Source organism: Azospirillum sp. TSH64, from assembly GCF_003116035.1.
In the GTDB taxonomy this organism is placed as follows: Bacteria; Pseudomonadota; Alphaproteobacteria; order Azospirillales; family Azospirillaceae; genus Azospirillum.
Window position 1 is genome coordinate 5,652,949 of sequence record NZ_LGQW01000015.1, and the last position, 14,168, is coordinate 5,667,116.

13 protein-coding genes and 1 tRNA gene are annotated in these 14,168 nt (G+C 65.5%); 7 read left to right on the forward strand and 7 right to left on the reverse strand.

What is annotated here, in order from left to right; all coding sequences use genetic code 11:
- Positions 1-53 precede the first annotated feature (53 nt).
- From TSH64_RS27045 to TSH64_RS27060, 4 genes are all read left to right on the forward strand, one after another.
- A complete protein-coding gene (locus TSH64_RS27045) occupies positions 54-425 on the forward strand; it encodes a hypothetical protein (RefSeq protein ID WP_247873171.1) in 372 nt (123 codons plus the stop codon).
- Positions 426-528: 103 nt separating this feature from the next.
- Positions 529-1,680, forward strand: a complete 1,152-nt coding sequence (locus tag TSH64_RS27050) for an efflux RND transporter periplasmic adaptor subunit (RefSeq protein ID WP_109449820.1) — start codon at positions 529-531, stop codon at positions 1,678-1,680.
- Between the two features lie 6 nt (positions 1,681-1,686).
- Positions 1,687-4,833, forward strand: a complete 3,147-nt coding sequence (locus TSH64_RS27055) for an efflux RND transporter permease subunit (protein ID WP_247873172.1) — start codon at positions 1,687-1,689, stop codon at positions 4,831-4,833.
- 14 nt (positions 4,834-4,847) lie between these two features.
- Positions 4,848-5,228, forward strand: coding sequence for a response regulator (locus tag TSH64_RS27060; RefSeq protein WP_109449822.1), 381 nt, complete (start codon positions 4,848-4,850; stop codon positions 5,226-5,228).
- A 148-nt stretch (positions 5,229-5,376) separates the two neighbouring features.
- On the opposite strand, the gene TSH64_RS36015 is transcribed toward TSH64_RS27060, so the two are convergent.
- From TSH64_RS36015 to folK, 3 genes are all read right to left on the reverse strand, one after another.
- Positions 5,377-5,535 (reverse strand): hypothetical protein, encoded by a 159-nt coding sequence (locus tag TSH64_RS36015; RefSeq protein ID WP_167421726.1) that lies wholly within the window; start codon positions 5,533-5,535, stop codon positions 5,377-5,379.
- 294 nt (positions 5,536-5,829) lie between these two features.
- Positions 5,830-6,237: a hypothetical protein gene (locus TSH64_RS27065; RefSeq protein ID WP_247873173.1), complete on the reverse strand. Its 408-nt coding sequence runs from the start codon at positions 6,235-6,237 to the stop codon at positions 5,830-5,832.
- Positions 6,238-6,327: 90 nt separating this feature from the next.
- The gene (gene folK, locus TSH64_RS27070) at positions 6,328-6,861 is read right to left on the reverse strand and encodes a 2-amino-4-hydroxy-6-hydroxymethyldihydropteridine diphosphokinase (RefSeq protein ID WP_109449826.1); all 534 of its coding nucleotides are present in this window, start codon (positions 6,859-6,861) and stop codon (positions 6,328-6,330) included.
- Positions 6,862-7,103: 242 nt separating this feature from the next.
- On the opposite strand from folK, the gene TSH64_RS27075 reads away from it, so the two are divergent.
- From TSH64_RS27075 to TSH64_RS27085, 3 genes are all read left to right on the forward strand, one after another.
- The gene (locus tag TSH64_RS27075; RefSeq protein ID WP_247873174.1) at positions 7,104-7,532 is read left to right on the forward strand and encodes a hypothetical protein; all 429 of its coding nucleotides are present in this window, start codon (positions 7,104-7,106) and stop codon (positions 7,530-7,532) included.
- A gap of 158 nt (positions 7,533-7,690) precedes the next feature.
- Positions 7,691-8,392 carry a carbon monoxide dehydrogenase subunit G gene (locus TSH64_RS27080; RefSeq protein ID WP_109449830.1) on the forward strand — a complete coding sequence of 234 codons (702 nt, stop codon included), beginning with the start codon at positions 7,691-7,693 and terminating at the stop codon, positions 8,390-8,392.
- Between the two features lie 129 nt (positions 8,393-8,521).
- Positions 8,522-8,902: a cytochrome c family protein gene (locus tag TSH64_RS27085; protein ID WP_109048171.1), complete on the forward strand. Its 381-nt coding sequence runs from the start codon at positions 8,522-8,524 to the stop codon at positions 8,900-8,902.
- Between the two features lie 136 nt (positions 8,903-9,038).
- On the opposite strand, the gene pepN is transcribed toward TSH64_RS27085, so the two are convergent.
- From pepN to TSH64_RS27105, 4 genes are all read right to left on the reverse strand, one after another.
- Positions 9,039-11,696: an aminopeptidase N gene (pepN, locus tag TSH64_RS27090; protein ID WP_109449832.1), complete on the reverse strand. Its 2,658-nt coding sequence runs from the start codon at positions 11,694-11,696 to the stop codon at positions 9,039-9,041.
- A 296-nt stretch (positions 11,697-11,992) separates the two neighbouring features.
- Complete coding sequence (locus tag TSH64_RS27095) at positions 11,993-13,189, reverse strand: hypothetical protein (RefSeq protein ID WP_109449834.1); 1,197 nt, start codon at positions 13,187-13,189, stop codon at positions 11,993-11,995.
- A 228-nt stretch (positions 13,190-13,417) separates the two neighbouring features.
- Positions 13,418-13,507: transfer RNA gene (locus tag TSH64_RS27100), tRNA-Ser, on the reverse strand.
- Between the two features lie 71 nt (positions 13,508-13,578).
- Positions 13,579-14,151 carry a hypothetical protein gene (locus tag TSH64_RS27105; RefSeq protein ID WP_109449835.1) on the reverse strand — a complete coding sequence of 191 codons (573 nt, stop codon included), beginning with the start codon at positions 14,149-14,151 and terminating at the stop codon, positions 13,579-13,581.
- Positions 14,152-14,168 lie beyond the last annotated feature (17 nt).

The window sequence follows — 14,168 nt, forward strand, 5'->3', positions numbered from 1 at the left end:
TGTGTCAGCTTTGTTGCGTCGCACATCGCCGGACCGGACACGGGTAAAGCCCCATGAATGCCCCGACCTGCTGCCTCGCCCGCATCCCCGCCAATGGAAAATTCTGGCTGAAGAACGCGCGCGTTCACGACGGTTTGCGCGATATCCGGATCGAGCATGGCCGGGTCCGCGCCCTGGTGCCGGCGGGCGAGTCGCCCTGCTGTGCGCCGGGACTCGATCTCGATGGCGGTGAGGTGCGGCGGATGGACGCAGATTCTCCCGTCATGGCGGGCGACCCGGCCGATCTGTGGGTGACGCTGTGCGGCGGCCGGACGGTGCCGATGCGGGCGGGAAAGCTTGAAACCGCAAAGCCCGAAGAAGCTGGCGGGCATTGGGATGCAGGCGGTCATAGAGATGCGGTGCATAGGGACGGTTCGGATCGCTGAACCTTCTCGACTCCGGATGTGAACTGAACGATATAGTTCAGTTTGCCCGGTGCCTCCGTCGGTTGCACTGCGGCAAAGCGAAACCCGCCCGGATCCCGGCCCCATGCGCCACACGCTTCGCATTGCTGCACTCCTCGTCCTGGCGGCGCTCGCCGGCGGGGCTTACTGGTATTTCGTGAAGCAGGGCGGGACCGTTGCCGGTCTGACCGCGATGGTGAACGGCGTCCTGTCCGGCGGCGCGCCGGCCCCGGGCGGCGCCTCCGGTGGGGCCGCCGGGGCCGCCAAGCCGCCGGGCGGCGCCCCGCCGATGCCGGTGGAGGCCGCCCAGGTCCGTGTCGGCACGGTCGAGCGGACGGTGACCGCCGTCGGCTCGCTGCTGTCCAACGAATCGGTGGTGGTCCGGCCCGAGATCGCCGGCCGCATCAGCGAGATCGCCTTCAAGGAAGGCCAGCGCGTCGCCAAGGGCACGGTGCTGGTCCGGCTGGACGACGCCATCGCCCGCGCCACCCTGGCCCAGGCGCAGGCGAGCATCGCCTTCTCCCGTGCCGAGCTGTCGCGTGCCGACCAGCTGGTGCGCCAGAACACCGGCCCGCTGCGCAACCGGGAGCAGGCCTCGGCCAAGCTGCTGGCCGACGAGGCGGCGGTGCAGCTTGCCAAGGCGCAGCTCGACAAGCAGGTGATCGCCGCCCCCTTCGACGGGGTTCTCGGCCTGCGCAAGGCGTCGGTCGGCGACTTCGTCCAGGCCGGCAAGGACATTGTCAATCTAGAGGACATCGACACCCTCAAGCTCGATTTCCGCGTGCCGGAGATGTTCCTGCCGGCGGTGAAGGTCGGCCAGACGGTGAAGGTGGCGGTGGATGCCTTCGGCGGGCGCAGCTTCGACGGAACCGTCTATGCCATCGATCCGCTGGTCGATGTGAACGGCCGCGCTCTGGCGATCCGCGCCCGCGTGCCGAATCCCGACGGCTCGCTGCGCCCCGGCCTTTTCGCCCGCGTGTCGCTGACGCTGACCACGGTGCCGGACGCGGTGCTGATCCCCGAGCAGGCCATCGTCGCCTTCGGCAAGGACCAGTTCGTCTTCAAGCTGGTGGACGGCAAGGTGGTCCAGACCCGCGTCGTGCTGGGCGAACGCCGCAACGCGGAGGTGGAGATCGCCAAGGGCCTCGCCCCCGGCGACATGGTGGTCACCGCCGGCCAGCTGAAGATCCGCGACGGCGTGCCGGTGACGGTGCTGCCGGCCAAAGCCGGGAGCTGACACGCCATGGTTCTCTCCGACATTTCGATCCGCCGTCCCGTCCTGGCGACGGTGATGAGCCTCGCTTTGATGCTGATCGGCATCGTGTCGTACCAGCGCCTGTCGGTGCGCGAATATCCCAAGATCGACGAGCCGGTCGTCACGGTGGAGACGACCTACAAGGGCGCCTCGGCCCAGATCATCGAAAGCCAGGTCACCCAGACGCTGGAGGACAGCCTCGCCGGCATCGAGGGCATCGACGTGATGTCCTCGATCAGCCGGGCGGAGAAGTCGCAGATCACCCTGCGCTTCCGGCTGGACCGCAACGTCGATGTCGCCGCCAGCGACGTGCGCGACCGGGTGGGCCGCGTCCGCGCCGCGCTGCCGTCGGAGATCGACGAACCGGTGATCGCCAAGGTCGAGGCCGACGCCCAGCCGATCATCTATCTCGCCTTCTCCTCCGACCGGCATTCGCCGCTGGAGGTGACCGATTTCGCCGACCGCTACGTCAAGGACCGGCTGCAGAACCTGCCCGGCGTGGCGCAGGTGCGCATCTTCGGCGAACGCCGCTTCGCCATGCGGCTGTGGCTCGACCCGCAGCGGATGGCCGCCTACCGGGTGACGCCGCAGGATGTCGAGACCGCGCTGCGCCGGCAGAATGTCGAGATCCCGGCCGGCCGCGTCGAAAGCGTGGCGCGCGAGTTCACCGTGGTCTCGGAGACCGACCTGCGCAGCCCGGCCGAGTTCGAGGCCATCATCCTGCGCGACGATTCGGGATATCTGGTCCGTCTGCGAGACGTCGGCCGGGCGGAGCTGGGGGCGCTCGACGAGCGGGTCAGTGCCCGTTTCAACGGCCGCGGCGCCGTCGCCATCGGCGTGGTGAAGCAGTCCACCGCCAACCCGCTGGACGTGTCGAAGGCGGTCAACGACGCGCTGCCCAAGATCCGCGCGGCGGTGCCGGACGGCATGGGGGTGGATGTCGGGTATGACAGCTCCGTCTTCATCGCCAAGTCGATCGACGCGGTGTTCCACACCATCTTCGAAGCGATCATCCTGGTCGTTCTGGTCATCTTCTTCTTCCTGCGTTCGCTGCGGGCAACGCTGGTGCCGCTGGTGACCATCCCGGTGTCGCTGATCGGCGGCTTCGCCCTGATGTACGCGCTGGGCTTCTCCATCAACACGCTGACCCTGCTGTCGATGGTGCTGGCCATCGGCCTCGTCGTCGATGACGCCATCGTCATGCTGGAGAACATCTTCCGCTACGTGGAGGAGGGGATGAACCCCTTCCAGGCGGCGTTGAAAGGGTCGCGCGAGATCGGCTTCGCCGTCATCGCCATGACCATCACGCTGGCGGCGGTGTATGCCCCCATCGGCTTCATGACCGGGCGCACCGGCCGACTGTTCACCGAATTCGCCCTGACGCTGGCCGGGGCGGTGATCGTGTCGGGCTTCGTGGCGCTGACCCTGTCGCCGATGATGTGCTCCAAGCTGTTGAAGCACGAGACCAGGCACGGGCTGCTCTACCGCGCCATCGAACGCTTCCTGGAGGGGATGACCAACGGCTACCGCCGGCTGCTGCGCCTGTCGCTGCGGGCGCGGCCGCTGGTGCTGCTGATCGGGTTGGGCGTCGCCGCCGCCAGCTATTTTCTGTTCACCGGCCTGAAGTCCGAGCTGTCGCCGGTCGAGGACCGCGGCACCATCGTCGGCATCGCCATCGCGCCGGAAGGCTCCACGCTGGACTACACCATGGGCTATGCCCAGCGGATGGAGGCGCTGTTCCGCCAGATCCCGGTGCTGGAGAAGTTCTTCGTCGTCGTCGGTTTCCCGGTGGTGAACCAGGGCATCGCCTTCGTCCGCCTGATCGACTGGGACGAGCGCGAGGTGAAGCAGCAGGCGATCACCGCCCAGCTGTTCCCCAAGATGTTCGGCATCCCCGGAATCCTCGGATTCGTCACCAACCCGCCGTCGCTGGGCCAGAGCCCGATCGACAAGCCGGTCAACTTCGTCATCCAGACCTCGCTGCCCTTCGAGGAGTTGCAGGCGATGGTCAACGCCATGATGGCGGAGGCGCGCAACTTCCCCGGCCTGACCAACCTCGACACCGATTTAAAGCTGAACAAGCCGGAGCTGCGGGTGTCGCTGGACCGCGACAAGGCAGCCGACCTGGGGGTGGATGTCGACACGGTCGGCCGCACGCTGGAAACCTTGCTGGGCGGCCGGCAGGTGACGCGCTTCAAGAAGGACGGCAAGCAGTATGACGTGATTGTGCAGGTTGCGAATGTCGACCGCCGCAACCCGGACGACATCGCCGGCATCTATGTGCGCGGCGGCACCAGTGTAACCGGGGGAGCGGGTCAGATGATCTCGCTCGCCAATCTGGTGAAGGTCGAGGAGCGGGTGGCGCCGAAGGAGCTGAACCACTTCAACAAGTTGCGCTCCGCCACCATCACCGCGACGCTGGCACCGGGAACCTCGCTGGGCGAGGCGCTGGCGGTGATGCAGGCGGCGGCGAACAAGGTGCTGCCCGCAACCGCGCAGACCGACTATGCCGGGCAGAGCCGCGAGTTCCGCGAATCGGCGACCGGGCTCTACTTCGTCTTCATCCTGGCGCTGGCCTTCATCTATCTGGTGCTGGCGGCGCAGTTCGAGAGCTTCGTCGATCCCTTCGTCATCATGCTGACCGTGCCGCTGTCGATGACCGGCGCGCTGGCGGCCTTGCAGATGAGCGGCGGGACGATGAACGTCTACAGCCAGATCGGCCTCGTCACCCTGGTCGGGCTGATCACCAAGCACGGCATCCTGATCGTCGAGTTTGCCAACCAGCTCCAACGCGCCGGGACCGACATCCGCAAGGCGGTGGAGGAGGCGGCCGTGCTGCGCCTGCGCCCGATCCTGATGACCACCGGCGCCATGGTGCTGGGGGCGGTGCCGCTGGCCTATGCCAAGGGGGCCGGTGCCGAAAGCCGGCAGGCCATCGGCGCCGTCATCGTCGGCGGCATGACTCTCGGCACGCTGCTGACCCTGTTCGTCGTGCCGACCGTTTACAGCTATCTTGCCCGCAAGACGCCGATGCAGGATGACGCTGCCGGGGCGGAGCAGGCGGGCAATGGGTTTGGCGGGGGACATGGTGGCGGGCAGGGCGGCGGGCACGGCACGCCCCATCCGGCCGAGTGACAGGGAGCGGCGTGGTGGCGAATGTTCTGATCATCGATGACGACGACGTTGCGCGTGCGGTTCTGCTGCGCACGCTGACGATGGCCGGCCATGAGGCTGTCGGTGCCAGCGACGGGCTGGAGGGGATGGAGCGGTTTCGCGGCCGTCCGGCCGACAGCCCGCTCGACCTCGTCATCACCGACATCTTCATGCCGAACCAGGAAGGTCTGGCGACGATCATGGAACTGCGGCGCGGGGCGCCGTCGCTGAAGATCATCGCGATTTCCGGCGGCGGCGCCCGCGCGTCGCTGGACGTGCTGCCGGTGGCGGAGGCGCTGGGCGCGCACCGCACCCTGCGCAAGCCTTTCACCCCGACCGAGGTGATGGATGTCGTGCGCGCGGTTCTGGAGGGATGATGTGCCTGTCCCGCGAAATGCGAAGCGCCGCTCTCCGGGGAGGAGGGCGGCGCTTCGCTGTCGGGGGTTCCAGCCGATTTGCCTGACCGGGCCTTATCCGGCGCCTATGTCTGGGCGTCTATGACGCCCGGGTCAGGATTCCCGCAAGTCAGGCGGCTAACCGTTCTTCCTGTACTCGACGGCTCCGGCGGAGGCGCTCGAAAAGCTGCTGGACACTGTCGGGGCTGATCCCATCGCGCACCATGACGGCGATCACGATCGGATCTTCGAGCAGTTCGGAAAGGGTCGGCGTCGTGTTGCGGTCCATGCGTCCCTCCCTTTGTGTCCGGCCTCCGGGTGCCGTAGCCGTCCCTGAAGGGGGATCGGCGGACGGACGAAGCCGGCAATGGCGATTGGCCTAATCCCTGCTGCGCGCTCGTCTCGGCTTTCGGTGTCCGGATTGCCTCTGGGGATATACCCCCTTCGGTCCGGATTGTGGGTCTGAAATACAATATGGCGACCATAACTCAGACGGAGTGGTATTGTCACCCGTCCTTTTGTCAACGGCCGCTATATCTTTGTGTATTCCAGTATTAGGGCCCGCGGCAGGGGGGTCGGCCGCTCAGCCCTGTCCAGGCCTTGCCCGTGTCAGGCTGGCGCCGGCGGTCGGGCCGCCCGAGTCGGCCGCAGGAATGGCGACATCGACCTGCACCCGCCGCACCTTGGCATGGGACAGGCACAAATCCGCGGCGCGGTCCGCCAAATAATCGGCACCGGGTACATCGGATTCGCCGCAAAGACGACGCAAGTCTTCGACAATATCCTCGTAAGACATCACCGCGGCGATGTCGTCGGGAAAGCCGGGGCCGGGATGGGTGACGGTCAACGTCAGGTCGAAACTGGCCTCCGGCCGGTCGGTGCGGCCGGCGAGCGCCACCACGGCGGCGAAGCCGCGCACCAGGATGGTGTAGGTGAGCGGCGCACCGCCCGGCTGGACCAGCATGGTCCGTTTCACGCTATCGTCCGACAACACACTCTCCCGGCCGGCGAGCGGACGCCGGCATTGCAGTCCGGCCGGCACTATAGGCGGTGCGGCCGCCGCTTGCCATGGCGAGCCCGGTCACAGCGCTTCGGCGATGCGGACGACGGTTTCACGGCCGGGCACCTCGTCGCAGAGGTCGCCGATCCGCCGGTTCAGCAGCGGGTGGACGATGCCGGCGGCGATGTCGGCCAGCGGGCAGAGAACGAAGGCGCGCTCCGCCATGCGGGGATGGGGGATCTCCAGTTCCGGCTCCGCCACCACCCGGTCGGCATAGAGCAGGATGTCGACGTCGATGGGCCGCGGGCCGAAGCGCAGGCCGCCCAGGTCGCGGCCCAGCGACGCCTCGATCTCCTTCAGGAAGCGCAGCAGGGCCGCCGGCTCCAGGCTGGTGGTGCCGCGCACCGCCATGTTCAGGAAGGCCGGCTGGTCGGTCACATACATCGGCGCCGTCTCGTAGAGGGCGGACTGCGCATCGATCCGCACCGCTTCGCCCAGCCGCCGGATCGCCTCGGCGAGGTTGGCGGCGCGGTCGCCCATGTTGCCGCCGAGTGCCAGATACACCGTCGCGGCGGAGGTCGATGAGGGCGGGGAGGGGGGCGTAAGCTCGGCCATGGCGTCGGCGGTCCCGATATGCTGGTATGGGCTGGGGACGGAACTCCTAGCAAATCCGGACCCGCCCGTCACTTCCGGCCCGCAAGTCCGCATCGACCGGCGCCGTCCGGGAACGGACGGGCAGCGGCGGGGTTTCAGCACTGTATCAACCGGTTGAGAAGAACCCGGCGATGACACGATATTCTGGCGGAGGACGAGAGATGGGCCGAGACAGGGGTATGGCAAGGACGGTTGGCGCTGCGATGATCCTTCTCGGCGGCACCGCCGTCCTCCTTGCCGGCTGCGCCACCGGCCCCGACCCGGAGATCGCGCGCCGCGCCCAGACCGCCATGGTCGGCATGCCGAAGGCCGACCTGCTGGCCTGCGCCGGCGTGCCGGACCGGCAGGCGACGGCGTCGGGGCGCGAATACTACACCTATGTCGCCCATCCGGCGGTGGCCTACAGCCCCGGCAGCAGCATCGGCATCGGAGCCGGCAGCTTCGGCGGCAGCGGCGGCGTCGGGCTCGGCCTCGGCTTCGGGGTGCCGGTCGGCGGCGGCACCGCTCCGGGATGCGAGGCGACGATGGTCATCGGCCCGCGCGGCACGGTGGAGCAGGTCAGCTACCCGGCCGGCGCCTCGCTGTCGTCCTGCACGCCAATCGTCAGCAACTGCATGGCGCCGCGCGGCTGAGGATGCCGGCAAGTAAGACTTTGAGATGAGGCGGCCGGGGCTGTCGCGGTGCCCGGTTATGCCATATCCTCGACCGTAACCCCGGCCGCAAGCCGGGGAACAGACGGCCGCAAAAGGCCGCATCAGGGTTGCCAACAGGGTTGGAGGAACCACGAACCATGGACATGAGCGGAAGCCACCGGATCGAGGCCAGCCGCGACGCGGTGTGGGCGGCGCTGAACGATCCGGACATCCTGCGCCAGTGCATTCCCGGCTGCGAGGAGGTGGTCCGGCAGTCCGACACCGAGATGACGGCCAAGGTCGTCGCCAAGGTCGGCCCGGTCAGCGCCAAATTCGCCGGCAAGGTCACCCTGTCGGACCTCGACCCGCCCAACGGCTACACCATCACCGGCGAAGGGTCCGGCGGTGCCGCCGGCTTCGGCAAGGGCGGCGCCACGGTGACGCTGGCCGAGGAGGACGGCGCCACGCTGCTCAGCTACACCGCCAAGGCCCAGGTCGGCGGCAAGCTGGCGCAGATCGGCTCCCGGCTGGTCGACGCCACCGCCCGCAAGATGGCGGAGGAGTTCTTCGCCCGCTTTACCCAGATCGTCGGCCCCGCCCCGGCCGAGGCTGTCCCCGCCGAAACGGCTCCGACAGAAGCGGCGCCCCAGCCGGCTGTCCGTCCGGCGGTCTATTCCGATCCCGCACTGGCCTCCGCCACGCCGAAGCCCGCCGCCCGCATGGCGGAGGTGCCGCCGGAAATCCCGCTGCCGCTGCCGGTCGGGCGTGGGATGGGTGTCGGCGGCGGCAATTTCTACGTGCCGTGGGCTGCACTTCTTGTGGTTGTGGTTCTGCTCGCATCGCTTGCCTGGATGAGTTGACGTGGCAGATTGTTCATTGGTCGTACGGCTGCATCAAAGGGGTTTGACACCCTTTCGGAATGTGTATGCTGCCGCGCGATTCCGGTCGGCGCCGTCGGCCGGTGGATCCATCGGAAGGGAAGCCGAAGAATGAAGAAGCTGTTGATGGGCGTTGCCGCCATCGCCGCGGTCGTGATGGGTGCCGGTGCCGCCCAGGCGGCCGATGCCGCCGCCGGCAAGGATGTCTTCAAGGTCTGCATGGCCTGCCACACCGCCGAGCAGGGTAAGAACAAGGTCGGCCCGTCGCTGTTCGGCGTCGTCGGTCGTCCGGCCGCCTCGATCGAGGGCTTCAAGTATTCCGCCCCGATGAAGGAAAAGGGCGCCGGCGGTCTGGTCTGGACTGCGGAGAACCTCGACGCCTACATCAAGGCGCCGAAGGAAATCGTCCCGGGCGGCACGATGGCCTTCGCCGGCCTGAAGGACGACGCCAAGCGCGCCGACCTGATCGCCTTCCTGTCCGAGCAGAAGTAAGACCGCTGTCCCCAGACGGCTGGTCCCCGGTCCGGCGGCCGGGGAACGGTCCTGACGGCGAAAGGGCCGGTGGCATTGCCACCGGCCCTTTGCTTTAGCGCCCCTGCGTTTGGGAATAGTCCTTTGGTTCCGAGTCTCAGCCGGCGGCGGCCAGGCTCTTGCTCGCAACCTCGTAAACGTCCGGCGACAGGCCCGAGGTTGCGACGATCCGCTGCAATTCGGCCTTCATCAGCCCCTGGCGGGCCGCGTCATAGCGCCGCAGACGGGAGAAGGGACCCATCAGACGGGCCGCAACCTGCGGGTTCATCGGATCCAGGCGCAGCACCTGATCGGCGAGGAAGCGGTAGCCGGCACCGCTCGCGTCATGGAAGCGGACCGGGTTGCCGTTGGCGAAGCCGCCGATCAGCGCATAGACCTTGTTCGGGTTCCGGATCTCGAAGGCCGGATGGCCGAGCAGGGCGGTGACGCGGGCCAGCGTGTCGGCGCGGTTGGACATCGCCTGCACGCCGAACCACTTGTCGACCACCAGCGCCTCGCCCTTCCAGCGGGCGTAGAAGTCGGCCAGCGCCGTCTCCCCCTCCGGCGAGGCGGCGTTGGACAGGAACTGCAGGGCGGCGATCTCGTCGGTCATGCCCTGGGCGCTGCGGTACTGCGTCAGGCACAGGTCGAGCGCCTCGTCATCCTCCAGCGCCATCAGATAGGCGAGGCAGAGGTTCTTCAGCGCCCGCTTGCCGATGGCGTCGGCATCGACGGAGAAGGGCTCCTGGCTGCTGTTGCGGCGGTAGAGGTCGAGGAAGCGTGCCCGCAGGCGGCCGGCCATCGTTTTGCGTGCGAACTCCCGCACCGCATGGATGGCGTCGGGATCGACCACCGGCATCTGGGTGCCGAGATAGGCCTCGGTCGGCAGCACCAGCGCCTGGGCGGCGAAGGCGGGATCGCGCTCGGCATCGTCCAGAATCTTGGCGAAGGCGTCGGCATAGCCCTCCGGCAACACCAGCGCGCGTCCGGCCTGCTGGTCGGCGACGAGGCCGAGCAGGATGCGGGTGCCGAGAATCTGCCCGGCTTCCCACCGGTTGAAGGCGTCGCTGTCGTGCGCCATCAGGAAGGTGAGGTCGGCGTCGGTCAGGTCGGTCTTCAGCTTCACCGGGGCGGAGAAGCCGCGCAGCAGCGACGGCACCGGCCGGGCCGCGATGTCGCGGAAGGTGAAGCTCTGGCTTTCCGCCGTCACATGCAGGATGCGGCTGGTGCCGGCGGCGGCCTCCTCGCCGTCCAGGCGCAGCGGCAGGTCCTGGCCATCGGGCCCGAGCAGGCCGACGACCAGCGGGATGTGCATCGGCTGCTTGGTCGGCTGGCCCGGCGTCGGCGGCACCGTCTGTTTCACCGTCAGGGTGAAGGTCTTCGCCGCCGGATCATGGCTGCCGGCGATGTCGAGTTCGGGCGTGCCGGACTGGCGGTACCACAGCTGGAACTGGGTCAGGTCGACGCCGCTGGCATCGGCCATGGCGGCGACGAAATCGTCGCAGGTGACCGCCTGCCCGTCATGGCGCTGGAAGTAGAGATCGGTGCCCTTGCGGTACTTCTCCGGCCCCAGCAGGGTGTGGATCATGCGGATGACTTCCGCACCCTTGTTGTAGACGGTGGGGGTGTAGAAATTGTTGATCTCGACATAGCTGTCCGGGCGCACCGGATGGGCCATGGCGCCGGCATCCTCCTGGAACTGCACGGTGCGCAGCCCCTGGACATCGGCGATGCGCTTCACCGCGCGGGAATGCATGTCGGACGAGAATTCCTGATCGCGGAAGACGGTCAGCCCTTCCTTCAGCGACAGCTGGAACCAGTCGCGGCAGGTGACGCGGTTGCCGGTCCAGTTGTGGAAATACTCGTGCGCGACCACCGCCTCGATGTTGAGGAAATCGGTGTCGGTCGCGGTTTCCGGCTTGGCCAGGATGTATTTGGTGTTGAAGACGTTGAGCGACTTGTTTTCCATCGCCCCCATGTTGAAGTCGCCGACCGCGACGATGTTGAAGATGTCGAGGTCGTATTCCAGCCCATAGACCTCCTCATCCCAACGCATCGACTTGACCAGCGAGCGCATGGCGTGGTCGATCTTGTCCTCGTTCCCCGGCTCGACATAGATGCGCAGCGTCACATCGCGGCCCGACGCGGTGCGGAAATGGTCCTCGCCATGGACGAGGCTGCCGGCGACCAGCGCGAACAGGTAGCAGGGCTTGGGGAAGGGATCCTCCCAGCGCGCCCAGTGGCGCCCGCCCTCCAGATCGCCGGATTCGGCGAGGTTGCCGTTGGACAGCAGCACCGGATAGCGCGCCTTGTCGGCGGTGATGGTGGTGCTGTAGCGCGCCATCACGTCCGGCCGGTCGGCGAAATAGGTGATCTTGCGGAAGCCTTCCGCCTCGCACTGGGTGCAGAAGTTGCCGGAGGACTTGTAGAGCCCTTCCAGCGCGGTGTTCTCCTGCGGCTTGATGCGGACGACGGTCTCCAGTTTATAGCTGGCCGGCACCTCAGGCACGATCAGGTGATCGGGGGTGACGGTGTAGTCGTCCGGCCCCAGAATGCGGCCGTCCAGCGCCACCGACACCAGATCCAGCCTCTGCCCGTCGAGCGACAGCGGCTCCGTCGCCGCCTCCGGCCGGTCGGGGTTGCGGCGGATCGCGAGCACCGCGCGGACGGTGGTGACATCCTCGCCCAGGTCGACGAACAGGTCGACCGTGTCGATCAGATGCGCCGGCGGGCGATAGTCCTGAAGCCGGATGGCCTTCGGCGTGCCTTTGTCCATGTGCCTTGTCTCTGGTCTGTGTCTGTCTTGCGGATCAAGCCGTTCGGGACAGGTCCGAGGAACAGGGACTGTAGCAAGGCGGGGGCGGGCTGTCGCCAGTGGGAATGGGGGTGGGGTAGTCTGCCGGTTGGCGGCGTACAGTGTGAAACTGTAAGATCGAAGGCGGAAGTGCTACATGGGCAAGACGGTTCGCTTCGACACCGAAATCAGCGAAGAAATGCTGACAAGCCTTCACCGGTTGGCCGAGCGCCAGGGCGGAACGCGAGACTAGTGGATCGAGCATGCCGCTGATCTCCTCAGGCGCCCCCATCACTTGTGTCGCTTGGCTGTTTGTTCTCCAAGATTTTAATCAGTTCCGTGTATGATGCTGTCATTTTCAATAGCAGTTGATTGTATATGGTTTGAAGGTCTGCTTCCTCCATAAGTCCCAGTCGATCCGTTACCTTCCTCATTGTCGCTGCGGCACCCTGGGTTGAGCCGAGGTGAGAATAAGCCACCCGAAAATCATATAGTGTGTAGAAAGGTGACATCAGCTTGTTCACCTGGGTCGCGTCACCAACTGAGCTTAACAGTGCCTGCAAGCGCTTAAGAGACCCAGTGCCGGTGCAAACGATGCCTTGTGTGGCAACAACTTCACCAAGTTTTGCGTTGTTGAGCGACTCCAAATGGATCTTATTTAAGGTGTCTGAGGTGGAATGCCGTTGCGCCGGTGTATCATGGACTGGCCGATGGAGCCGCCTCGCCAAATCGAGTACTTCTGTATCAAGATGCGCGATCTTTTCTCCCCAACGTTTGAAAGCGGCGGCAAGGAAATTTGAACGTTCTTTAAAGAGTATATCTTCTTGCGGCGGATCAGTGAATTTGCATTCAATCTGACCGTCATAGAATTCACTCCCCAGACTATGATCTGAGGGGCGGTTTTCACTCATTAAATAATACTGCTCAGATTTTGGGAGCTTCGCGATGTCACCAAGCCACATGATAAGATGACCATGCCGATTGATACCAAACGGAAACGCAAAGTCGTCCATATATGTAATATTGCCATAAGTCGGCGAGGCGTAGCGGATAAGATAGCGCGGATCGGCATCATATTTGGTCAGAACGGTGCGGTTGAAGAAAATTGGCGTTAGAAAACCTAGATTCCAAGGTCGGGCAAGCCCTGGATAATAGTAGTAATCATCCGGATCGTACTGAAAAGGAACATCCGTGTAATCAAACACGTCTTCAATTTTTTTTCTCTTACTTTTAAATATTGTAGCGTCTTTCTTCGTCGTGATTTCATGTGCTTGCATGATCGAGAAACGAGACCTGTCCGGTAAAGTGCGGAAGCTGCAACCAGTGCACTCCAACATCGGCAAACCATCGATGTCGATCTCAATTCCGGAAACCGTAACATGGAACCGCTCGAAGATCAGATCGAGTGGTCCCCCGCAGATATCGCAATAAGCCCGCTGCGCGCCGTCCTTCGGGGGAAGTTCGTTCAGTTCCATAGCATTTTCGTAGCTGTTGAGTTCGCCTGGACGATTAAAACTCGGATGTCGAGTGTCTTGAAAGAGGAGCTTAGTATACCGAAAAAAAGCAATGAAATTTTACGATCAAAAGCAATAAATGTCTGTTCTCTGCTCGCGCTATACTGAAGCCTGCATCGTTAGATGTCGACCAACGCCAGAAATAACTTAGATAATTTTTGGCAGGGTAAGGAAGAGAGCTTGAGATTATGGCGGAAGAGGTGGGATTCGAACCCACGGTAGGCTCACACCTACGACGGTTTTCAAGACCGTTGCCTTAAACCACTCGGCCACTCTTCCCTCGGCCCACGGGAGTAGCGAATGCGTCGCGGTGGGTCAAGTGTCGCGCGCAAGCGGCTGCGTTTTGCCCCTCAGTTCCGGATCGGGCGGCCCAGCGTGCGCAGGCGGCGGGTCGGTTTCGGCGGGCTGGGGCTGTCGGAGAAGTCGGGCAGGGCGGGGGCGCGGGCTATCGTCTTACGGATCAGCTCGGCCGTGGCGTCCAGATCGTCGAGAATCTCCGGCGCCACGCGGTCGGCATAGCGGGGGCTCAGCAGGCGGGTGCGGGTCTGGTCGATGCTGCGCAGTTCGGGCTCGAACAGTTCGCGGGCGCCGATGGGCAGGACCTGGTCCTCGCGCATGCTGGAAAAGTAATTGCGCATCGCGCGGGCCAGCAGGCGGGTCAGCAGAAGATCCATCCGCTCGAACTCGGCGCGCAGGTCGGTCAGGCGCGACTCGTCCACCCCCTGGAGATGCTCCTCGGTCAGGGTGAACAGGGCGCGGATCTCCTCCAGCTTGCGGCGGAAGTCGAGGAAGGAGGCGAAGCGGTCGTCGCCCATGTCGCGCTGGGCCCGCTCGGCAAGCTGGGAGGCTTCGGTCGCCTGACGCTCCAATGCCGCCAGCAGAGACTTCACCCGCTCCCGACCGTTGTCGCGCCTCCACGCCATGCCCGCTCCGCACTCCT